We start from the raw sequence: 18,859 nt of genomic DNA, 5'->3' as shown, positions 1-18,859 counted from the left end.
TGCCGTGACGCCGACGATCTGTGGCCCGAACCCCGGGTTCGGGCTGCGGGTCCGGCTGGACGGGCCGCACGCACTCGCGATCGCCGATTTCAACTGCCCCTGCGGACACGCCGAGGGCGTCACCGGCGACGAGGTGACCGCGCTCGTCGCCCGCTTCGACCGCCACCAACTCACCGACTGCCCCATCCCCGCCGTGCGCGAGGCGGCAGCCCAGCGCAAGCACCGGCGGGAGCACCCGCCCGCGAAGCGAAGGAAGTGAACCCCATGCCCAAGATCGACAAAGACGCCGAGGTCGAGGTGAAGCTCGACTCGGGTGCCGCGATGCTGCACGCCGCGATACCGGCCGAGATGCGCCGCGGGCTCTTCGAGCGGCCGGGCACCAGCGTGTTCGGGATCGTGCAGCTCACCGCGAAGAGCTACGTCGGTCACGCCGAAGGCGAGGACAAAGACCCGCAGGTGAAGCTCAGGGTCACGCTCGCCGAGATCGCCGTCGACGACCGGCAGGCGGCACAGGTCGCCGAGGTCATGCGCGCGATGATGCGCCGCCGGAAGATGAACGACACGCTCGACGAGCTCGGCCCCGGCGCGCATGACGTCGAGGCCACCGTCGCCGAGGCGCTCGCCGAGCACCCCACTGAGGCGCAGTACGAGGCGCACCAGACACGGCGCCGCCGCGGACGGGCCGAGTCGCACGGATGACACGGGCAGGCAGCGGCGGCGGGGCGCGGCGCACGCGCTGCCCCCGCTGTGGCGGAACGGTGCTGCGGCAGCTCGTCGGCCGGCGTGCGGCGCTGGACGTCACCGCCGACGCCGAGCCGATGAGCCCGGCCGCGGCCGCCGCGCTGCGCGAGCCGAACCGCCTCGACTGGTGCCTGCGCACGGTCGGCGGCGGGCTCGACCTTCGGTGGCTGGACGGCACGCACCGCCCCGACTGCCCTCACCCGCACGTGATCGACCACGCATGCACCGCCCCCGCACGGCCCACCGCCGCACCGGCGCCGCGCAGGAACCGCACAACGCCCGTCCCGCACGGGCAGCTCACGCTCTAGGGAGACCCGATGCCTTTCTTCGTCGTCGACGACGGCGCGCACTCGCACCCGAAGCTCGTGCGGGCGACCAACGCGGCCGTCGGGTTGTGGGTCCGCATCGGCTCGTATGTGGCGCAGCACCTCACCGACGGGCACGTGCCGGGCCAGGTAGCCACCATGTACGGCACCGGCCCGCAGATCAAGAAGTTGCTCGCAGTCGGACTGTGGCACGAGAACGGGCACACCTGTCCCCGCTGCCCCCAGCCGCGACCGGGCGACTACTACATGCACGACTACCGCGAGAGCGGCAACCCCTCGCGCGCCGAGGTGCAGCAGAAGCGCGCCCGCGCTGCCGAGAAGAAGCGTCAGCAGCGCGCCGCCGGCGCCCGACCGCAGCCCGGACCGACGCCGAATCCCCCACTCTTCGACGACGATTCGCAGCCGGATCCGAGCGGAATCGGCGACGATTCGCCTTCGTTTCCTCCGCCGGATTCTGACGAAGCCGCAGGTCAGTCGGACCCGTCCCCGGGGGACTCCCTCGGGACCTCACGCGGGCGCGAACCACTCCACTCCACTCCATTCCCTAAGAGGGGGGTTACTGAGAGAGAGCACGGTGCAGGTAGTAGCGGGCGCGCGCACGAGCCGCCCCTCTCTCTGATCCCCGCCGACTGGCAGCCCAGCGAGGACGACGTCGCCGCCGCGCAGCTCGCCCGCACCGCCGCAGGCCGCGAGCAGCTCACGCAGCCGCAGCTCGCAGCAGTGACGCGCAAGTTCGTCCGCAGGCAACTCGACGACGGCACCCGCGCCGCCGCATGGGGCGGCCGCTGGCAGCAATGGGCCGAGCGCGAGCGCATCGAGCCGGGCGGGGCCGGGGGCGTCGTCGTCCCGTTCGCCCCAGGCGGCAGCTCGCAGCAGAGCAAGGGCCAGCAGCAGCGCGAGGGACTCGCGCTGCTCATGCAGACCGGGGAGGTCTGACGATGGACACCCGAGAAGTGATCAAGCTGCTCGCCGAGATCAGCCTCGTCGACGACCGGGTCGTGAAGACGGACCAGGCCGAGCAGCTCGCGCAGGTCCGGCTCTGGGCAGCCGCGCTGATCAACGTGCCATACGAGTTCGCCGGCGAGGCGGTCGGCAGGCACTACGCCGAGAGCGCCTATCCGGTCATGCCGAAGGACATCACCGCCCGATGGCGCACAGTCGCCCGCGACCGGATGGCGCGGCACGCCGAGCGGCGCGCACCAGACGTCGACCCGGACAACGTCGACGCCTACGTGCACGCGCTGCGCTCCGGACGACAGGCAGTCGTCACCGGCGCCGAGCCGCCCGCCCCGGTCCGCGCGCTGCTGGGCGGCGTCGGCCGAGCCATCGACCCGGCCCCAGCGAACCCCGGCTACCTCGCGGCGAAGGCCGCGATCTACCCCAAGGACCGCCCCGCCGGACCGCCCGAACTCGCCGTGCGGTGCCCGGCGTGCGGCGCGTCCACGCACCGGCCATGCAAGACCCTGCACCGCGGCCGCGTCCTGCGCGGCACGCACGCCAGCCGACAGGACGCACACGCCGCCGCGACCGCCGACGGGCAGGTGAGCGCGTGATGTTCCCCCGCACCGAGCGATCGCAGGTACCTGACGCCGTGGCCGCGGTGATCGCCGCCGTCGCCCGCGAGAACCCGAACGCCTGCCCCGAAGCGCTCGGCCGGCTCGCCGTCCGCGAACTGCGCTCGCTGGGCTGGCACATCGCCTCGGGGCCGCTGTGCACCCCGGAGAGCACCAACGACGCCCCCGCGCAGCCCAGGACCCCCGCGCACGCCCGAACGCCCACCCGCCACTGAAAAGGGGCACCACCATGACCGTGCACGACGACTTGATGAGCGTCATCAACGCCGACTCCGACGAGGCCCGGCGCCGACTCGTCCTCGCCTACCGGCGCGAGCTGGGCCGCGCCTGGCACCGCGCGATCGACGTCGCGGCCGAGCAGCTCGACCCGAACAACTACAGCGACAACTCGGTATTCCGCCGGTCCGGGATGCGCCTCGCCGGTTCGCTGCTCGCTGAGTACGCCGAGCAGATGCCCGCCACGGTGCCCGTTCGCGGGCGGACGCTGGCGGCGGTCACGGCCGAGGCCGAGTCGGCCCGGCTGCGCCGAGTCGTCGAGATCGCGCTCAACAAGTCCGTGCCGTGCCCGAAGTGCGAGCGGCTGACGGTCTGCCGCTGTTTCGCGCCGCGAACCGACGGCCGGGTTGAGGCGATCCTCGCCGCCATCCGGCCGTGGCTGCGGCCGCTGGACGGCGAAGGCAACCCCAGGTGAGCGCCGCCGAGTACCACTCCGCCACCTTCGACGACCTCAACGAGCTCAACGAGCTCAACGACGACGAACTCGCCGAGCTCTTCGGCGACCAGGAAGACGGCGAGCCCGAGCTCGTGCTGCTCGCCGACTACGGCCGACCGGCCAATCGGCGACCACCGGTCATCGACCCGCACCGCCGCCTCGTGAACCTTCCGCCGCTCGACACCTTCGAACTGCCCGCCCGCACCATTGTGAGGAACCAATGACGGACATATTCACTGCCCTTGGCGAGACGAAGTGCGGGCCCGAATGCGCCGAGATGCGCTTGTGCCCCGGCCGGTGCATCCATGCCGAACTGAAGCGGTTGAGAGCCAAGGAAGCGCTCGTTCGGGCGGTCTGCGAGCTCGTACTGACGCTCGCACCGAGAGACGCAGTCGGAACGCACTCGCGCCGACTGTTGATCAAGGAAGGCGCTGCGCGGACAGCACGCGCTGTGCTCGACGCGCTCGACCGCGCCTGAAATGGCGACGGGGGCGCTCCCGCGCCGGTCAGCAATCCGGGGCGCGGTCGACCGGTACCGGGCCGACGAACTCGGCCCGCACAACGAGCTCGTCCACGCGGCCGCGCGCGCCATCGGCAGCGAGCTCGCCCACCCGTAGCACGACGAAGGGGCGCCCCCCATCCGGCCAGATGTCCGGGGCGCCCCGCGCGGTGTGATCACCATACGCCCCGACGCACCACCAGGAGCGCCCGACATGCCGCACACCGCCCGCACCGCAGCCGAGGACCTTCGCCTCGTCGCCGCCTACTGGCCGCACCTTCGCGCGCTGCTCGACAGCACGACGCCGGACGTGTGGCCACCCGCCATGGGGACCGACAACCAGCTCGGCGACGCCGACGAGCTGCCCCTCGCCCTGTCTCACCCGCAGCGCCTCGTTACCCGGACCGACGAGCACGGCCGGGTGGCGTACGGCTGCGCGCTGTGCAACTACGTCGGCGAAGGCCGCGCGCACCCCATCCGCGAAGACCGCGGCGCGACGCAGCTCGCCGAGCAGCCTGCCCCCGTGCGCCTGCACGTCCTCGACACCTGCACCGCGATCGAGACGGCGCTGTGCGAGCTCGCCGACGAGATCGCCGCCGAGGTGCAGCGCCCGATCATCAGCGCGCCCGACCGGACGTGGTCGCCCGCCGACCGGCAGCGTCGGCTCGCCCTGGTCGAGGTCGACGCCGCCGACCCGCGGCGCTGGCACTACACCCGCACCGGCCGCACCACGCTGCGGGCGGCCGAGTGGCTGCTCGCCCGGTGGCTCGACGAGCCCGGCATCTGCGACCCGATCAACGGGCAGCAGCGCGTACGCATTGCGGCTGTGGCCCGGGTGGCGGCGCGGCGGGTCGAGCGCACCATCGGCGCCGAGCAGCGGCACGACCGGATGCCGGACGACCGGCCGTGCCCGTGGTGCGGCGCCGCGCTCACGATGCACCGCATCGGCAGTGATGCGGCGAGTGTGACCTGCGAGAAGGGGCTCGACTGCCGCGCGCCGGTGCCGGTGGTCGACGGGCGTCGCACCTGGGCAGCGCCGCACGAGCTCGCCGCGCTCGAAGCGGCGCTCGGCGCGGCGGAGCGCCGCCGGAAGCGGGCCGCGGCCCGGCGGCGGCAGCGTGCGGCGGCAAGGGGAAGCGGCGCCGCCGCGTGATGACGAGAGCGCCGGTGCCCCCGCAGCGGGCGACAGCGGCGCTCGAAGGGAAGCGGTAGGCCGGCTACTTGGGGGGCGTGACGTGCTGCGACAGGATCGCGGTCGCCGCCTCCGGCCCGCCCGCCTTCTCAATCAGCTCGCCGAGGTCGGCAGGGATGAGCGCTGCCTGCCGCTTCCCTCGGCTCGTCAGGAACTTCGTACGCCGTAGCAGGCGAACCGAGGCGAGCAGCTCGCTCAAGTTCGCCCGCGCTTCGGCAATCGCGTGATCAGCGTCGTTCGTGTCCATGGCGTCTACTTTAACCAACCAGGCTTGATGTACATAAAGGCTTGTTGTACATTAAGACGCATCAAGGAACCCGGGAGGGCCACCAATGCAGATGCCGAAGTTCACCAAGATCGCCACCGAGGGACACCCCGCCTACCGCTTCGAGCACAACGGCCAGACGTACGAGGCGAATCGCTTCGCGTCCGGCGCCGGCGCCTGGAACGTCGACCTGATCGAGGGCAAGCAGCGCACGGCCGTCGTCCGCGGTCAAGACACCCGGGCGGCCGCCGTCGCCGCGGTGATCGAGACGCCGAAGAACGAGCAGTCGAGCCGGCTCGACGAACTCGCCGCCGATCTCAAGCGGCAGAACGCCGACGCCGACGAACTGCTCGCCGACTTCCGCGCACTGGGCGCCGAGATCGACGAACTTGCGACCGAAGTCGCCGAGTGGGGCGCGAAGGTCGATGCCCTCACCGAGCCGGCGCCGTCCGCCGAGCCGGCCGAGTTCTACGTGCAGATCGAACGCCACATCCAGGCCCGGCCGCGCGTCTTCCAGGACCGCTACACGATCTTTCAGCGTGGGCTCGCCGACCCGATCGAGCGCTTCTTCCTGCCCTACCGCGGTGACCGCAACAGCCGCACCACGCTGGAAGTCCACGGCTGGAAGCTGATCGGCGACCTCGAATACATCGCGGGCCCGAACTGGGAGCACGGGCGGATCGAGAAGACCCCCGTCGCGTACGGCAACGCCGGGCACTGGGCGAGCGCATGCGTCGTCGACCCCAACGCCGGCGTGCCCGTGGCAGCCGGCTACGTCGCCTTCGGCCGCTGTGGCGCCCCGCTCGTCGAGACGACCGCCACCCCGCGCGGACACGTGCTGTGCGTCGGCTGCACCGGCGACCCGGTCGAGGTGGCACTCCGCGATCGGATCGGATGGCTCACGGACGGCGGCCGGCCGGTCAAGGTCCTGCGCGCACTGGACCACGGCGACCGCATCCTGCTGGAGACGGTGACGACCGACGACGCCCCGCGCGACTGGCCGGTCGTCGCCCCTGACGAGGTGCTGCTCGCCCCAGAACGCCCCGCCGCACATGAGGAGATCAAGCCCGGCGCGCTCGTCGAGGCGGTCATCGCGAGCACGCACCCGAGGCGTATCGAGGTGCGCGTCGACCGGCAGCCGTGGACGATCAACCGCCGGTCGACGACCGTGAGCAACGAGCGCGGCGTCGACGCCGTGTACACCGAGAGCCTTCGTATCGTTGAGCAGCCGGAACCGCCGGCGGTCAACGTGATCGACCGGGTCGACGCCGTGGTGCGCGCGGCCGCGGGCGTCACTGGGCCGGGCGAGTCGCCCACCGCGCCGGCGCCGAACGCGAAGTGCCCGCACGGCCGTACCCTCCGCCCCGGCGCGACCCTGCTGATCCCCTGCGAGTTCGGCCACTCCTACGGAGTGTTCGGCGACGAGGGGCCGCTCGTAGCGCTCGACTGCGCCGTCGAGGCTGCGAACGACGCGTTGGACTACTCCGCCGAGGACGACGGCGCCACGCAGTACGTCGTCAAGATCGTGTGCCCGGGTCACGAGGAACAGGCGGCCGACACCTGCGAGGAGTGCTTCGCCGAGCCCGACGAAGGCTGACACAAAGCTGCCCCGGCCGGTGCCCCAAACACCGGCCGGGGCGACAGATCCCGCCCCCGCAGCCGCAAAGCGACAGGAACAGAATCCGTGACGAATCGCAGCCGGGCACACCCGGCCCTAAATCCCGAAGGCCCCAGCAAGACCCCGCCCCGGTGGCGCACCCGGCTCGGGTGGCGCATCGGGATCGCAATCATCGCGCCGGCCGCCGCGGGCATCGTGGCGTGGTCGCTGTACGTCGTCGCGCACGACATGTACGGCGTCCCGAAGGGTCTCGCCGTGCTGGTCGCCGCGTGCTTCGACGGCACCGCGATCGCCTGCCTGTACCTCGCGAGCGAGGCAGTGCGCGAGAACCGCTCGGCGTTCGGGCCCCGCCTCGCGACGCTGCTACTCGCCGCGATCTCCATGTACCTGAACCGGCTGCACGCGGTGCACATCAACGGCGGTATGGGCGCGACGCTGCTCTTCGCCGCACCCACTGGCGCACTGCTGCTGCTCGCCGACCTCTCATGGAGCGCGACCCGCGCCCGGCACCGGATCGCCCGCGGCGAGCGGCCGATGCGCCTGCCCGTCTTCGGGTGGCTCGGGTGGCTGCTCGCCAGCGAACAAGCCTGGGACGCGACCAAGCAGCGCGCCGTCGAGCACGTCACCGGCAAGTCGGCCGAGAGCGACCTCGCCCCGGCGGCGGCCGCGCGTGAGCCGGGCGAGCTGCTCGCGTCCGAGCTGGCCGACCTGCCGCCGACCAAGGCGATCCGAATCATCCGCGAGGCGCGGCCCGAGCTCACCCCGGCGCAGCTCGCCGAGGTGCTGCGGCAGTACGGGCAGGAGGTAACCGAGCTCGACGTCGCGATCGTCCTCGACCGCCTGCCCCGGCCCGCCGAGGTCACCCTCACCCGGGCCGATGCGGGCCCGCAGCACAGTCAGGCACCCGCCCCGCATCACCTCGTGATCACCGTGAAGCAGCCCGAGGCGATCACCGCAGCAGCGGGCCCGACACCGCCGCCCGAACAGGACGCCGAGGCCACGCCCGCGCCCGACGGGCCCCCCGCGGGGTCCAAGCGGCAGCCCGGCCTCGACGAGCAGCGTCGCACCGAGCGCATCGTCGACGACGCCCTCGCCGGGGCCGGCTCGAAGGCCGATGCCGTGCGTCTCGTGCAACAGACACTGCCCGGACTGAGCTCGAAGCAGGTCGCCACGCACCTCCACCGGCACGGGGTCAACACGACCGACAGCTACGTGCGCACCGTGCTCTCGCGCGACCGCAAGCCGAAGCCGAAGGCCCCGGCCGAGCAGACCCTCGACCGCCGGTCGACCGGCCCCTACCTCTGACCGCGCGGGCCCGCTGTGATCGCAGCCGCATTCTTCGCTCTCTACAGCGGGCGTCGCGGCGCTGCTCAGCGGCGCTGCTCAAATGACTGCCTGCGATCGCTGCGGAGAACTTGCCGAGGCATCCTGGCAGTAGTGCCGACAACTGGCCGAAGTACTGCGAGCGTAGATGTTGCGGTCCGGGTAATTCCATCGGAGGGCAGGATGGAAGCCAATGCTCAATTGACAATTGATCACAGCGGGTTGCACCCAGACACCCTGAAGTCCCTGCTCGAACACAATTATTCCCGACCTGGCACTGACGCCACCACGGAGGCCATCAAAGCGGCGAAGTTGCCAGCCGAGATGAAGGGTAGCGTGCTTTACGGGTGCAAGCTCAATGACCGTGCGGTGATTTTCTTTCATCAATCCCAGACTCAGCTTATGGTCATGGTCTGCCACCTCAGAGGAGAGCCATACCATGTCACGCAAAGCACATGGGACGGCATTAACTCAACATTGAAGAACTATAAGCCAAAGCTGTCGAGTGCCAAACTTGAAGACAAATATGGGATGCCTTACGCGATAGGAAACATAGGCGCAAAAGCGGCAATATCAAAGGACATCCCAAGGATTGTTCCCATCCTTGTCGCCATCGCAGCCATCATGATCGTAATCTTCGGCGCCAGCACGGCTGCGGTTCAGGTTCCCGCCTGGATCGCTGGAGCCGTGAGCCTAGTTTTGATCATCAAAGATGCGCGCGCCACCAAGATTGTGTGGAGCACGCCGAGGATTTGATGCCAATGCCCAGCAGGCGACCCACCTATGAAAGCCTCGTGTCCTCCACGACGAGAAGCGCAGTCGACAAGCTGTCTCATGCAGGGATCAAGGCGGAGGCTCGACCCATCGTCGGCGACACTCAACCAGATCTAGTCGTACACGGGGAAAAGATTACATGGGCTGTAGATCTTGAACTTGGCCGAGACCCAGTACATTTTGGCACTATAGCGCGAATCCAATCCGCAGTCGAGTCCCTTAGTCGATCCCCCATTCATAGAACCATTGAAGGGGTGATTGTAACTAATCAAAAGCTGACTGGAAAAATACAGGACCTGGTGCGCGATCTAAGTATCCATGCAATCACCATCCCCCGCGAATTGACCGAATCCTATGAGCGACTCGCGCAAGAGATCGCCTCGAAGATCGAGACGGCCGAACAGGCGGGAGACTGGCCGACCTAGCCCCACGGCGCCCCGGCTGGACCGATGTCCCCGCCGCGCAGCGGTCTACCTTCGAGGGCAGCGCCGCTCAGCCCGGTCACCCTGCCGCGGCAGGGGGGCGACGATGCCAAGGAACCGCGAGCGTTCAGCGACGATTTCGCTCAGCAATCATTGATGATTCGGCGCCGATTCAGTCGCGAATCGTTCGTGATCTATGGGAGTTGTCGCAGGTCAACCTCTTCTGTCCCCGGGGGACTCCCCGGCGACCTCGCGCGCGCGTGCACCACTCCACTCCACTCCATAAGACGGGGGTGGCTGAGAGAGCAGCACGTACCAGCAGCACCACGCACACGCACGAGCTCGACTCTCTCTGAACGCCCGCCACTTGACGATCAGCGACCACGTGTCGCACCCTTGTCGGCAAGTCCGCCATGCCCGGACACCAACATCCAATGCCCCCCGGCTCACACCACCCGGGGGGCATTCGCGTTCCCCACCCTCGCGCCCGCCCCTGCCGAAGGGTCACCCACCCATACGCGTACGCCTCATCGACGACCCCGCCCTACTCCGGCAGATCGAACGCACCGCCCGCCGGCTGCTCACCGCCCTCGACGCCAAGCCAGCCGCCCGGCGCTTCGGGTTCGGCAGGCAGCTCGACCTCGACCGAGTCGCCCTCGACTCCACCATCGAGCGAGCCGACCAGGACGACGACACCGAACTCGACGAGGAGGACGACGAGACATGACGCAGACGATCGTGACCATGCCCGTCCGCATCCGAGTCGGCGACGGACCCGAGCGCGAGATCGGCGAACTCGACCTCGACGGGCCCGACGTACGACCGGCACTCGCCCGCTTCCTGCGCGCGGTCGCCGACTACCTCGACCCGACGACAGGCGACACGTGACCGGGCGATGGGCAGGCAGCAACCGCCGATCCGAACTGCCCGGCAACTGGCCGACACTCCGCGCCCTCGTCCTCGACCGCGACGAACACCGCTGCCGATGGCGCGAGCACGGCGAGGTGTGCGGCCGATGGGCGAACCAGGTCGACCACATCCGACCCGGCAACGACCACCGGCCCGAGAACCTGCAAGCGCTGTGCACCGACCACCACGCGATCAAGAGCAGCCGCGAAGGCAACGCCGTCCCGCGCGTCACCCGCTGGCGGCCGGTCGAGCGCCATCCCGGGCTGATCTGATACCCCCGTACGGCCGACCCCCGGTAGCCGGGTCTCCCGCCCACATGTTCCGTAGTAGGCGGGAGCGCGACGGCGGGAGTGCCAAGGTGAACGGCTTGCACGGGGATGCAACGGCGCAGGGTTGGCTCATTGGAGCGTTCAACCTACTGACTCTGGACGATCTTTGGACGCGCCAACTCAACGCCGACCACATGAGTCCCCGAGAGATGCAGGACGTCGCTTCCGTTGGTGAGTCGCTACTCGACGCGTGGCGTCGCCTCACGCACAAGGGCGCACTCAGGCAGATCGAGGTGTACGTTCACGCGCACGCGCAACGAGCCTTCGAAGCGTTCATGTTGGCCGAGCTGCCCAATCACGTCGTACGGCCAAGCCCCTTTGGGATCAGTCAGGCGGCGACTCAATCCATCCAAGGTCTGAGCAGCGACAGCGTCTCCGAGAGCGCGACACTGGAATCGAAGATCAGGAATCTCCGCGACTCCGTTTGGACACCTGGAGATCTCGACCAGCGGGCGCGCTGCCGAGTGCTCTTCCTCAGCATGATCGTGGCGTTCGCGCTCTCCCTGCCCGACGTCGGCAAGGGTCTGGGCGCATGGTTCCTGGTCTCGCCCTGCGCATCCCTCTTTTTCGAATCCCCGTCGGGTGGGGGGTGACTCCCCTCCCTGCCCCCGTCGGAGCCCCGGGAGGTGCTGCGGCTGCCAGCGCGTATGAAACCCCAGATTTTCGGGCCATGGCGCCCCCTGGCTGCCCGCTGGCGGGCGGGCAGGGGGCGGGGAGGGTGATTTGACGGCGCGGCGGGTGGGCGCCGCACAGCGCCTCTCACCCCCTCGACCCCATTCAATGGGTACAGTATCCGCAGGTCAGAGCGCTGAAAGCGTTACATCTGCGGTATCATGGTGGGCATGACGACACCGTGCTGCGAGCACTGCGACGGGGCACTGCGCATCACCGCGCGGCGCCACGCGAGGTACTGCTCGCCGCGCTGCCGCGTCGCGGCGCATCGTGCCCGCCGCACCCTGCCCGACGAGCTCACGAGCCGCCCTCGCTGGATCCGCCGGACCGCCCGGAAGGTGCCGATCGCGGTCGACGGCAGCGAGGCGTCGAGCACCGACCCCGCAGCCTGGTCGCGCTACCGCGACGCCGCCCGCTCGACGGTCGGCGCCGGGCTCGGGTTCGTCCTCGACGGCGACGGCGTCGTCGTGCTCGACCTCGACCACTGCCTGTACGGCGACCGCGTTGCCCCCTGGGCGCAGCGCATCCTCGACGAGGCCGGCCCGACATGGGTCGAGCGCTCGGTGTCCGGCGACGGGCTGCACATCTGGGGATTCGGCGAGCTGCCGCGCGGCCGGCGCATCAGCGTCGGGCCCGGCACGGTCGAGCTGTACGGCACCGGCCGGTACATCGCGGTCACTGGCGACACGTGGGGCGACACGCCCCGCAGGCTGGGCGATCTGTCCGCCGTCATTCAGCAACTGCTGTAGCTGCCGCCCGACACGGGGGCGCTGCGGCACACCCCGACACGGGAGGTAGACCGATGGCTGTCACCGGGCGGAAACCGAAGGACGGGCCGAAGCGCAACCGCGTCGCCGCGGTGCACGAGTGGACGACCGTGGCCGACGAGCCCTACCAGGGGCGGCGGCCCGAGCTGCCCGACACCCGCCGAGTGGAGTGGACCGAACGCGAGCTCGGCCGGTGCTCCGAGATGCAGCCGTTGCAGCAGCTCACCCGGGCATGGTGGGACCGGATCGCCGCGATGCCGCACTGCGTGCTCTGGTCTGACGCCGACTGGCAGTACGCAGTGACGACCGCGCTCGTCGCCGACGCGGTGTTCGCCGGCGACGTCCGGCTCGCGGGCGAGCTGCGACAGCGCGAGCGCGTGCTCGGCACGACCGTCGACGCCCGGCGAGATCTGCGCATCCGGTACGTGCCAGCCAAGGACAACGTCGACCAGGACGACGAGCAGCCGACCGCGGCGGCCGCGGCCGCCGACCCGCGCCCGGTGACCCGGCTCGCCGACCGGCGCCGCCGGCTGACCGATGCCCCGTGAGCTCGTTCGCGCCCGGAACCACGACCGGCACCGCTCGCTCGGATGGCTCGCCCTCGCGTGGAAAGAGCACTTCTGCGTGCACGGGCCCGGCGACATCCAGGGCCGGCCGCTCGACCCCGACGCCCCCGACGGCATCCCGCTCGACGACGAGCTCGCCGCACTGACGGTCGACGCCTACGCCCTCGACAGGGCCGGGCGCCGGCTATACGACTCGGCGTTCTTCTCCCGGGCGAAGGGGCGCGACAAGAGCGGCACGGCCGGCCGCTTCGTGCTCTTCGAGGCATTCGGCCCATGCCGATTCGCCGGATGGGCCGAGGGCGGCGAGGTCTATCGGTGGCGCGACTTCGAGTACGAGTACCAGCCCGGCGAGCCCATGGGCCGACCGGTCACCTACCCGTTCATTCGGTGCCTGGCCACCGAAGAGGGGCAGGCGGGCAACACCTACGACAACGTTCTGTTCAACCTGACCGACGGGCCGCTCGGCGAGGATCTGCCCGGCGACGCCGCGGGCGTGACCCGCGTCATCCTGCCGGACGGCGGCGAGATCGTCCCGTCGACCGCGTCCAACGCCGCGAAGGACGGCGGGAAAGAGAGCTTCGTCGTCTTCGACGAGACGCACCTGTACGTGCTGCCCGAGCTGCGCCGCATGTACGCGACGGTGCGCCGCAACATGGCGAAGCGCAGGGGCGCCTCGCCCTGGTCGCTGGAGACGTCGACGATGTACGCGCCCGGCGAGGGGTCCGTCGCCGAGGAGACGCACACGCTCGCGAAGCTGATCCGCGAGGGGAAGACGAGGCGCGAGCGGCTGCTCTTCGACCACCGGCAGGCGCCCGAGGGCGTCGACCTCACCGACGAGGCTGCGGTGCGCGCCGCGCTCGTCGAGAGCTACGGCGACTTCGCCGCGGTGATGGACCTCGACCGGATCGTCGATGAGATCTTCGACCCGCGGAACTCGCCGAGCGACTCACGCCGGTACTTCTTCAACCTCGCCGAGGCGGCCGCCGACGCGTGGCTCGCCGAGCCTGAGCTGATCGCCGTGAGCGACCTCGACAAGGTCGTCGCCGACGGCGACGTGATCACGCTCGGGTTCGACGGCTCGCGGAAGCGCTCGCGGAAGGTGACGGACGCGACGGCGCTGATCGGCTGCCGCGTGTCCGACGGGCACCTCTTCGAGATCGGTGTGTGGGAGCAGCCGGCCGGCGCCGCGGGTGAGAACTGGGAGGTGCCGAAGGCCGGGGTGCTCGCCGCGGTCGAGAGCGCCTTCGATCGCTGGCAGGTGGTCGGGTTCTTCGCCGACCCGGCGAAGTGGCAGGAGCACGTGACCGGGTGGGAAGCGCGGTACGGCGCGAGCCTGCCGGTCAAGGCCACCCGCGATCACCCCGTCGAATGGTGGATGACCGGCGGCCGCGCGATTCAGATCGTCCGAGCGACGCAGCGCCTACTCGACGCCATCCTCGAACGCGAGGTGACGTACGACGGCTCGTACGCGCTGACCCGGCACTTCCTCAATGCCCGCCGCCGCGAGGGACGCACCGGCATCCAGATCGCGAAGGAACACCCCGACTCGCCACGCAAGATCGACGCCGCGGTCGCGAGCATCCTCGCATTCGAGGCGCGGTCGCAGGCGGTCGCGAAGGGGCTCGCCGAAGCGGCTGAGCCCATGGGCGGGTTCACGTTCTGACAGCCCGAGAGGGGGCGACATGCTGAGCGACGAGGTCGACTCGCCCGACTGGTGGCTGCTGCGTCTCGGGCGCCAGATGCGCGACCGGCAGCGGGACCTCGACACGTGGTGGGACTACTACCGCGGTCGGCACCCGCTGCCCGAGCTTCCACGCAACGTGGGCGAGGCGTTCCGGGACTTCCAGCGCAAGAGCCGTACCAACTTCATGGGGATGGTGGCGAGCGCGCCTGTGCACCGGCTGCGGGCACTGGGGATCACCGACGGCGACGGGAACCCGGATGACGACGCCGCCCGGTGGTGGCAGATCAACCGACTCGACAGCCGGCAGAAGCAGGTGTTCCGCACCGCCCTGTCGCAGTCGGTCGGGTACATGCTCGTCGGCCCGCACCCGTCCCGAGCCGAGCCGAACGGCGCCCCGTCACCGCTCATCACCGCTGAGACACCGCGCGAGTGCATCGTCGAGCACGACCCGGCGACCGGCGAGCGCCGAGCCGGGCTCAAAGCGTGGTACGACGAGGTCGAGCGGGTCGGCCGGGCGACGGTCTACCTGCCCGACGTCCTCGTGCGGTACCGCACCCGCGAGCGCGGGCCGGGCCGGCTGCCCTGGGGACGGCAGGCTTGGGAGCAGGATGGCGGCGAGCAGCAGCACGACCTCGGTACCGTGCCGCTCGTCGACTTCCCCTGTCGGCCCGAGCTCGGCGAGGATCCCGAGCCGGAGTTCGCGGGCGTGATCGACATTCAGGACCGGCTGAACCTGGGCGTGCTCAACCGGATGACCGCGGCACGCTACTCCGCATTCCGACAGAAGTACGTGACCGGTCACAAGTTCCGCAAACGGGTCGATCCGATCAGCGGGCTCGAAGTCGTCGAGCAGCCCTTCGTTCCCTCGCCATCGGCCGTGTGGGCTAGCGAGGGCGAGCAGACCCGTTTCGGGCAGCTCGACGCGACCGACCTGAGCGGGTTCCTGAAAGAGCACGAGGCGGATATCCGGAACCTTCTGTTGATCAGCGTCACCCCCGCCTACTACTTCGCGACCGACCTGATCAACATCTCGGCGGACACCGTGCAGGCGCTCGACGTGCTGCATCTGGCGAAGGTGGGCGAGCACATGTCGTTCTTCGGCGAGGCGCTCGAAGACGTCTTCACCCTGTGCGCGCGGCAGGCCGGCGTCGAGCGCGACTTCACCGAGGCTGAGGTGCGCTGGCAGGACCCGCGACAGCTCAACCCCGCCGTGATGGCCGACGCCGCGGTGAAGAAGAAGGGGATCGGCTACCCGCTCGGCGTGCTCGCCGAAGACATGGGCGAGTCACCGCAGCGCGTGCGGCGCATCACCGCGGGCGCCGCAGCCGATGCGCTGCTCGGCGCCTCCCTGCTGCCGCAGGCGCCGCAGCCCGGCACCGGGCAACCGGTACCGGCCGACCCAGGCACCGGTGCGGCGCCGTGAGCGAGGCGACGCAGGCAGCGCTCACCCAGCAGTACGACGCGGTCGACACCCGGCTGCGCGAGCGGCTGCTGCGCTTCGTACTGGACGCCTTCGACTCGCTCGGAAGCTACCGCGACGCCGACGCCGCACTGTTCGTCGATCAGGTGCTGCCGGTCGTGCTCGGCGCGCAGCAGCAGATCGGCGCGCTCACCGACGCCTACCTCGCAAGCATGGTCGCCGACATGCTCGGCGGCGCGGCCGCGCCGGTCGGCGTCCAGCTCGACGAGGCGCTGCGCGGCACACCGCCGGCCGAGGTCTACGCCCGGCCGTTCGTCTCGGTCTGGTCGGCGCTGGCCGAAGGCAGGGACATGACCGAGGCGGTCGCAGCCGGCCGGGTCCGGCTGCGCAGTATCACCGAGACCGACATGCAGCTCGCCCGCACGCACGCCGCCCGGCAGACGATGCGGCGTAGCGGAGCGAAGTTCTTCCGGCGCCGACTGTCCGGCTCGAAGAACTGCGCGCTGTGCGTCATCGCCTCGACTCAGCGGTACCGGGTCGAGAAGCTCATGCCGATTCACCCCGGCTGCCACTGCCGCCCCGAGCCGCTGCCGGGCGACCGGGACCCGGGGCAGATCATCGACGAGCGGTTGCTGAACGAGGCGCACGACGCGATCGCCCGGGACCTGGGCGAGTCGGACCGCGGCGGCCGCAAGCCGGATTACCGCGAGGTGATCATCACCCGCGAGCACGGCGAGATCGGCCCGCTCCTGGCGGTCCGCCGACACGAGTTCACCGGCCCGAAGGACGTCCCAGACAGAGACGACCAGGGCACGGACTGACGCCGACACGGCGCACCACTGCTCACCCACACCCGACACGGGAGACACCCCCATGCGCACGCGCACTCTGCCCCGTCACGCCCGTACCGGGCAGCTCGCCCTCGGCTGGCGCAAGCCGCGCCCCGGCGAGGACGGGATGCAACCGATCTGGCCGATCCTCGGCGGCGCCGAGGACGACAGCGACGACGACCAGGGCGACCACGGCGACCAGGACGACGACGGCGACCCGCCCGACAAGGGCGAGGTCGACGACGGTAAGGACTGGAAGGCCGAGGCCGAGAAGTGGAAGGCGCAGGCGCGCAAGCACGAGACCCGCGCCAAGGAGAACGCCGCGGCCGCGCGCGAGGCTGCCCGGCTCAAGCGCGAGGGCATGCCTGAACAAGAGCGGAAGATCGACGAGGCGGTCGCGAAGGCGCTCGCCGAGGAGCGGTCGAAGACCGGCTCGAAGCTCGCGCGGCAGGCGTTCCTCGCCGCGGCGAAGGGCCTGATCCCGAACGCCGCCGAGGTCGCCGACGACGTCCAACTCGGCCGGTACGTCGACGACGACGGCGAGGTCGACGAGGACGGGCTCGCCGAGCTCGTGAAGCGCCTCGCCCCGAAGGCATCCGGCACGGACGACGACCACGACGACGGCGACGACGGGCGCGACACGCGCCGCGGCGGCCGCGACCGGCGCGGGTTCGACCAGGGCGCGCGGGGCGGCCGCTCGAAGGACAGCCGCCGCGGCAGCGTCGCCGCCGGCCGGGACCTGTGGGCCGAGCGGCACGGCAACAAGACCAACACCTGACACCGGGAGTCTCCCCGATGAACCTCACACAGACGACCGAGACCTTCGGTCAAGACGATCAGTCGTGGCTCGCGTCCGCGCACGGCACCAACACCGCGCGCACGATCACGCTCGACACCTCGGCGTTCACGCCTGCCACCCACTACCCGAACGGGCACTTCCCGAGCGGGCTGCCGCTCGGCCGCATCACCGCGACCGGGCTCTACGGGCCCTACGACAACACCGCCAGCGACGGGCGCGAGACCCTCGTCGGGCACCTGTTCACCGCGGTGCCCGCGCCGACCGTCAACACGATCGACCCGCAGGGCGCGCTCTTCTGGCACGGCGCCGTCGTCGAGGCCAAGCTGCCCCGACCCGTCGACGCCGCGGCGAAGACCGACGTCGCCGGCCGGATCACGTACTTCTGAGAGGGGTGAGTAACCCGTGCTGATCAACAACGACTACATCACCCCCGCCGAGCTCACCGGCTACGTGCGCGCCGGCGAGGCCGACCGCGCGGCGAACCGGTTCTCGCTGGCCCGGTGGCTGCCGAACAACGAGATCGACGACTTGGAGTACAGGTTCACTCGCGGCGGCGAGGGGCTCGTCGAGGCTGCCACGTTCCGCAGCTACGACGCCGAGTCGCCGATCGCCGCGCGGCCCGGGATCGCCCGGGTCTCCGGTGAGCTGCCGCCGATCTCCCGCAAGATCAGGCTCGGCGAGTACGACCGGCTACGGCAGCGGCGCCTCGACGGGCAGGTGCGCAACGCTCTGATGCGCGACGCGCTGCGCATGACGCGGGCGGTGTCCGCGCGTATGGAGCTCGCCCGCGGCGAGGCGCTGTACAAGGGCAAGCTCGAACTCGCCGAGAACGGCATCGTCGCGACTGTCGACTTCGGGCGGAAGGCGTCGCATACCGTCGTCGCCGCGACCGCATGGACGAACGCGGCCGCCGAGATCCTCGCCGATCTCATGGCGTGGAAGCAGACATACGTCACCACCAACGGGGAGATGCCCGGCGCGATCCTCACGAGCGACCGGGTCGTCGCGCTGATGATGCGGAACGACGAGCTGCGCGCCCTGGTCTACGCCGGCGGCGTCTCGCAGCCGTCCGTCGTCAGCACCGACCAGATCAACAGCGTGCTGCGCGCCTACGGTCTGCCGCCGATCACCACCTACGAGGCGCAGGTGCGCGTCGGCGGCGCCGCGACCCGCATCATCCCCGACGACCGGGTTCTGCTGCTGCCCTCGCCGGGCGACCCGTCCGACCCGGAGTCGACCGACCTCGGCGCGACGCTGTGGGGCACGACCGCCGAGTCACTCGACGGCGATTTCGGGATCGAGGACGGCGAAGAGCCAGGCATCGTCTCGGGCGTCTATGCCGAGAAAGACCCGCCGACGCTGTGGACGAAGGCGGCCGCGATCGGTCTGCCGGTGCTGGCCAACCCCGATCTGACGTTCTGCGCGGACGTCGCCTGA

Annotated in this window: 26 protein-coding genes; 25 read left to right on the top strand and 1 reads right to left on the bottom strand. The window is 70.5% G+C overall.

From position 1 onward, the window contains the following. Positions 1-4: 4 nt before the first annotated feature. The 10 genes from AC4BDD_RS20100 (at position 5) to AC4BDD_RS20055 (ending at position 5,005) form a co-directional block, all read left to right on the top strand. A complete protein-coding gene (locus AC4BDD_RS20100; protein ID WP_490686844.1) occupies positions 5-259 on the top strand; it encodes a hypothetical protein in 255 nt (84 codons plus the stop codon). 5 nt (positions 260-264) lie between these two features. Then, positions 265-699 (top strand): hypothetical protein, encoded by a 435-nt coding sequence (locus AC4BDD_RS20095; protein WP_490686843.1) that lies wholly within the window; start codon positions 265-267, stop codon positions 697-699. Positions 700-758: 59 nt separating this feature from the next. Next, complete coding sequence (locus AC4BDD_RS20090) at positions 759-1,049, top strand: hypothetical protein (protein WP_490686842.1); 291 nt, start codon at positions 759-761, stop codon at positions 1,047-1,049. A gap of 9 nt (positions 1,050-1,058) precedes the next feature. Then, the gene (locus AC4BDD_RS20085; protein WP_490686841.1) at positions 1,059-2,003 is read left to right on the top strand and encodes a hypothetical protein; all 945 of its coding nucleotides are present in this window, start codon (positions 1,059-1,061) and stop codon (positions 2,001-2,003) included. Between the two features lie 2 nt (positions 2,004-2,005). Beyond that, positions 2,006-2,620, top strand: a complete 615-nt coding sequence (locus tag AC4BDD_RS20080) for a zinc finger domain-containing protein (RefSeq protein ID WP_490686840.1) — start codon at positions 2,006-2,008, stop codon at positions 2,618-2,620. Next, positions 2,620-2,856 (top strand): hypothetical protein, encoded by a 237-nt coding sequence (locus AC4BDD_RS20075; protein WP_490686839.1) that lies wholly within the window; start codon positions 2,620-2,622, stop codon positions 2,854-2,856. The genes AC4BDD_RS20080 and AC4BDD_RS20075 overlap by 1 nt, the downstream gene beginning before the upstream one ends. 14 nt (positions 2,857-2,870) lie before the next feature. After that, positions 2,871-3,332, top strand: coding sequence for a hypothetical protein (locus AC4BDD_RS20070; RefSeq protein ID WP_490686838.1), 462 nt, complete (start codon positions 2,871-2,873; stop codon positions 3,330-3,332). After that, positions 3,329-3,577, top strand: coding sequence for a hypothetical protein (locus tag AC4BDD_RS20065; protein WP_490686837.1), 249 nt, complete (start codon positions 3,329-3,331; stop codon positions 3,575-3,577). The genes AC4BDD_RS20070 and AC4BDD_RS20065 overlap by 4 nt, the downstream gene beginning before the upstream one ends. Positions 3,578-3,832: 255 nt before the next feature. After that, positions 3,833-3,970 carry a hypothetical protein gene (locus AC4BDD_RS20060; RefSeq protein ID WP_490686836.1) on the top strand — a complete coding sequence of 46 codons (138 nt, stop codon included), beginning with the start codon at positions 3,833-3,835 and terminating at the stop codon, positions 3,968-3,970. Between the two features lie 96 nt (positions 3,971-4,066). Beyond that, a complete protein-coding gene (locus AC4BDD_RS20055) occupies positions 4,067-5,005 on the top strand; it encodes a hypothetical protein (RefSeq protein ID WP_490686835.1) in 939 nt (312 codons plus the stop codon). A gap of 64 nt (positions 5,006-5,069) precedes the next feature. Here the strand turns inward: AC4BDD_RS20055 and AC4BDD_RS20050 are convergent, their stop codons facing one another. After that, on the bottom strand, positions 5,070-5,291 hold the full coding sequence (locus AC4BDD_RS20050) for a prevent-host-death family protein (RefSeq protein WP_490686834.1): 222 nt from the start codon (positions 5,289-5,291) through the stop codon (positions 5,070-5,072). Between the two features lie 85 nt (positions 5,292-5,376). On the opposite strand from AC4BDD_RS20050, the gene AC4BDD_RS20045 reads away from it, so the two are divergent. The 15 genes from AC4BDD_RS20045 to AC4BDD_RS19975 all read left to right on the top strand — a co-directional run bounded on the left by AC4BDD_RS20045 (position 5,377) and on the right by AC4BDD_RS19975 (position 18,859). Then, complete coding sequence (locus AC4BDD_RS20045; RefSeq protein WP_490686833.1) at positions 5,377-6,906, top strand: hypothetical protein; 1,530 nt, start codon at positions 5,377-5,379, stop codon at positions 6,904-6,906. Positions 6,907-6,993: 87 nt separating this feature from the next. Further along, positions 6,994-8,232 (top strand): DUF2637 domain-containing protein, encoded by a 1,239-nt coding sequence (locus AC4BDD_RS20040; RefSeq protein ID WP_490686832.1) that lies wholly within the window; start codon positions 6,994-6,996, stop codon positions 8,230-8,232. A gap of 201 nt (positions 8,233-8,433) precedes the next feature. Beyond that, positions 8,434-9,006, top strand: a complete 573-nt coding sequence (locus tag AC4BDD_RS20035) for a hypothetical protein (RefSeq protein ID WP_490686831.1) — start codon at positions 8,434-8,436, stop codon at positions 9,004-9,006. An 807-nt stretch (positions 9,007-9,813) separates the two neighbouring features. After that, the gene (locus AC4BDD_RS20030; RefSeq protein WP_490686830.1) at positions 9,814-10,173 is read left to right on the top strand and encodes a hypothetical protein; all 360 of its coding nucleotides are present in this window, start codon (positions 9,814-9,816) and stop codon (positions 10,171-10,173) included. Next, positions 10,170-10,334, top strand: coding sequence for a hypothetical protein (locus AC4BDD_RS20025; RefSeq protein ID WP_490686829.1), 165 nt, complete (start codon positions 10,170-10,172; stop codon positions 10,332-10,334). The genes AC4BDD_RS20030 and AC4BDD_RS20025 overlap by 4 nt, the downstream gene beginning before the upstream one ends. After that, positions 10,331-10,627: an HNH endonuclease gene (locus AC4BDD_RS20020; RefSeq protein WP_490686828.1), complete on the top strand. Its 297-nt coding sequence runs from the start codon at positions 10,331-10,333 to the stop codon at positions 10,625-10,627. The genes AC4BDD_RS20025 and AC4BDD_RS20020 overlap by 4 nt, the downstream gene beginning before the upstream one ends. Before the next feature lie 86 nt (positions 10,628-10,713). Beyond that, a complete protein-coding gene (locus AC4BDD_RS20015) occupies positions 10,714-11,277 on the top strand; it encodes a hypothetical protein (RefSeq protein ID WP_490686827.1) in 564 nt (187 codons plus the stop codon). A gap of 249 nt (positions 11,278-11,526) precedes the next feature. After that, a complete protein-coding gene (locus AC4BDD_RS20010; protein ID WP_490686826.1) occupies positions 11,527-12,105 on the top strand; it encodes a bifunctional DNA primase/polymerase in 579 nt (192 codons plus the stop codon). A 53-nt stretch (positions 12,106-12,158) separates the two neighbouring features. Continuing rightward, on the top strand, positions 12,159-12,671 hold the full coding sequence (locus AC4BDD_RS20005; protein WP_490686825.1) for a phage terminase small subunit: 513 nt from the start codon (positions 12,159-12,161) through the stop codon (positions 12,669-12,671). Continuing rightward, complete coding sequence (locus AC4BDD_RS20000; protein WP_490686824.1) at positions 12,661-14,352, top strand: Terminase; 1,692 nt, start codon at positions 12,661-12,663, stop codon at positions 14,350-14,352. Before AC4BDD_RS20005 ends, AC4BDD_RS20000 begins: the two co-directional genes overlap by 11 nt. Before the next feature lie 19 nt (positions 14,353-14,371). Then, entirely contained in the window at positions 14,372-15,796 is a 1,425-nt protein-coding gene (locus tag AC4BDD_RS19995) for a phage portal protein (RefSeq protein WP_490686823.1), read from the top strand. Continuing rightward, positions 15,793-16,614, top strand: coding sequence for a hypothetical protein (locus AC4BDD_RS19990; protein WP_490686822.1), 822 nt, complete (start codon positions 15,793-15,795; stop codon positions 16,612-16,614). The genes AC4BDD_RS19995 and AC4BDD_RS19990 overlap by 4 nt, the downstream gene beginning before the upstream one ends. A gap of 52 nt (positions 16,615-16,666) precedes the next feature. Beyond that, entirely contained in the window at positions 16,667-17,401 is a 735-nt protein-coding gene (locus AC4BDD_RS19985; protein WP_490686821.1) for a hypothetical protein, read from the top strand. A gap of 17 nt (positions 17,402-17,418) precedes the next feature. Further along, complete coding sequence (locus AC4BDD_RS19980; protein WP_490686820.1) at positions 17,419-17,808, top strand: head decoration protein; 390 nt, start codon at positions 17,419-17,421, stop codon at positions 17,806-17,808. 16 nt (positions 17,809-17,824) lie between these two features. Continuing rightward, positions 17,825-18,859 carry a major capsid protein gene (locus AC4BDD_RS19975; RefSeq protein ID WP_490686819.1) on the top strand — a complete coding sequence of 345 codons (1,035 nt, stop codon included), beginning with the start codon at positions 17,825-17,827 and terminating at the stop codon, positions 18,857-18,859.

This window comes from Streptomyces sp. JLBT605 (assembly GCF_058215555.1).
The sequence above is the reverse complement of the archived record's forward strand: the minus strand, read 5'-3'. Positions and strand labels throughout refer to the sequence as shown.

What these genes read in the sequence shown, in the direction of transcription:
- AC4BDD_RS20095 (WP_490686843.1), top strand. Translation starts at nt 265, where the DNA reads ATGCCCAAGATCGACAAAGACGCCGAGGTCGAGGTGAAGCTCGACTCG.
- AC4BDD_RS20085 (WP_490686841.1), top strand. Translation starts at nt 1,059, where the DNA reads ATGCCTTTCTTCGTCGTCGACGACGGCGCGCACTCGCACCCGAAGCTC.
- AC4BDD_RS20080 (WP_490686840.1), top strand. Translation starts at nt 2,006, where the DNA reads ATGGACACCCGAGAAGTGATCAAGCTGCTCGCCGAGATCAGCCTCGTC.
- AC4BDD_RS20075 (WP_490686839.1), top strand. Translation starts at nt 2,620, where the DNA reads ATGTTCCCCCGCACCGAGCGATCGCAGGTACCTGACGCCGTGGCCGCG.
- AC4BDD_RS20070 (WP_490686838.1), top strand. Translation starts at nt 2,871, where the DNA reads ATGACCGTGCACGACGACTTGATGAGCGTCATCAACGCCGACTCCGAC.
- AC4BDD_RS20060 (WP_490686836.1), top strand. Translation starts at nt 3,833, where the DNA reads ATGGCGACGGGGGCGCTCCCGCGCCGGTCAGCAATCCGGGGCGCGGTC.
- AC4BDD_RS20055 (WP_490686835.1), top strand. Translation starts at nt 4,067, where the DNA reads ATGCCGCACACCGCCCGCACCGCAGCCGAGGACCTTCGCCTCGTCGCC.
- AC4BDD_RS20050 (WP_490686834.1), bottom strand. Translation starts at nt 5,291, where the DNA reads ATGGACACGAACGACGCTGATCACGCGATTGCCGAAGCGCGGGCGAAC.
- AC4BDD_RS20045 (WP_490686833.1), top strand. Translation starts at nt 5,377, where the DNA reads ATGCAGATGCCGAAGTTCACCAAGATCGCCACCGAGGGACACCCCGCC.
- AC4BDD_RS20035 (WP_490686831.1), top strand. Translation starts at nt 8,434, where the DNA reads ATGGAAGCCAATGCTCAATTGACAATTGATCACAGCGGGTTGCACCCA.
- AC4BDD_RS20025 (WP_490686829.1), top strand. Translation starts at nt 10,170, where the DNA reads ATGACGCAGACGATCGTGACCATGCCCGTCCGCATCCGAGTCGGCGAC.
- AC4BDD_RS20010 (WP_490686826.1), top strand. Translation starts at nt 11,527, where the DNA reads ATGACGACACCGTGCTGCGAGCACTGCGACGGGGCACTGCGCATCACC.
- AC4BDD_RS20005 (WP_490686825.1), top strand. Translation starts at nt 12,159, where the DNA reads ATGGCTGTCACCGGGCGGAAACCGAAGGACGGGCCGAAGCGCAACCGC.
- AC4BDD_RS20000 (WP_490686824.1), top strand. Translation starts at nt 12,661, where the DNA reads ATGCCCCGTGAGCTCGTTCGCGCCCGGAACCACGACCGGCACCGCTCG.
- AC4BDD_RS19995 (WP_490686823.1), top strand. Translation starts at nt 14,372, where the DNA reads ATGCTGAGCGACGAGGTCGACTCGCCCGACTGGTGGCTGCTGCGTCTC.
- AC4BDD_RS19985 (WP_490686821.1), top strand. Translation starts at nt 16,667, where the DNA reads ATGCGCACGCGCACTCTGCCCCGTCACGCCCGTACCGGGCAGCTCGCC.
- AC4BDD_RS19980 (WP_490686820.1), top strand. Translation starts at nt 17,419, where the DNA reads ATGAACCTCACACAGACGACCGAGACCTTCGGTCAAGACGATCAGTCG.